The 892-nt window shown below is 64.3% G+C and carries 1 protein-coding gene and 1 pseudogene; both read left to right on the plus strand.

Going from position 1 to position 892, the window contains the following annotated elements; translation table 11 throughout:
- A partial coding sequence (locus tag EOA38_RS37775; protein ID WP_189435232.1) for a TolC family protein occupies positions 1 to 339 on the plus strand: 339 nt, incomplete at its 5' end.
- Between the two features lie 237 nt (positions 340 to 576).
- A pseudogene (locus tag EOA38_RS40830) lies at positions 577 to 892 on the plus strand (DUF2497 domain-containing protein); the annotation flags it as partial.

The raw sequence follows: 892 nt of genomic DNA on the forward strand, positions 1-892 counted from the left end.
GCGTGGACACAATACACCGCTGCCCGCCAAAGCGTGGATGCCAACAGGCAGGTGATCGCCGCCGCGCAACTGGCGCTCAACGGCGTCATCGAGGAGCGCAATGTCGGCCAGCGGACCACGCTCGACGTGCTCAACGCCCAGAACGCCGTCATCACCGCCAAGATCAACCAGGCGAACTCCGAGCATGACGTCGTGGTGGCGAGCTATGCCATCCTCTCCGCTGTCGGGCGGCTGTCGGTTGAGCGTCTCGGCCTGGCGGTCACGAAATACAAGCCGGAAGAGCACTACAACGCCGTCAAGGACAAGTGGATCGGGCTGCGCACGCCGGACGGCCGCTGATTTTCGTGTAAGCTTCAAAAAGCGCCGCGCGTCCGATGGATGCGCGGCGCTTTTTTGTTGGAGAAGCAGCCGGCCGGCTGCTGGCGGCGGAATCAGCTAATCTGTTGAAATCCAACGTCTCCCCAGATTGGGGATTCTCGGATGACGATCGGTCGGTTACGCTGTCGTCGTTGATTCGAATTCCGGCCCGACCGGAATGGAGATCTTGAACTGGTCACAAGGGCGGCGGATGTGACGATGGCGACGGCAAGCAGCGCACAGCGCGAACCTTCCATGGAAGAGATACTGGCTTCCATCCGAAGGATCATCGAGGACAGCGACACCGGCCGCAAGCAGCCGGCGGCTGACAGCGCCGACTTGCGCCAGGACCTCCAGCCGGCGCCGCCGTCAGCCGAAGTCGATGCTTTCCGTTCCGAGCTGAATGCGGAATCCGCCCCGAGGAAGCCGGTGACGCTGGCCGAGGTGCAGGCCCAACTCGCGGCCTCCGATCCGGCGATCGCGCGCGCCGAGGCGCGCCCCGAGCCGGTAAAGACGGCGCCTGCGCCCACCACCT

The sequence above is a fragment of the Mesorhizobium sp. M1E.F.Ca.ET.041.01.1.1 genome (assembly GCF_003997355.1).
Lineage (GTDB): Bacteria > Pseudomonadota > Alphaproteobacteria > Rhizobiales > Rhizobiaceae > Mesorhizobium.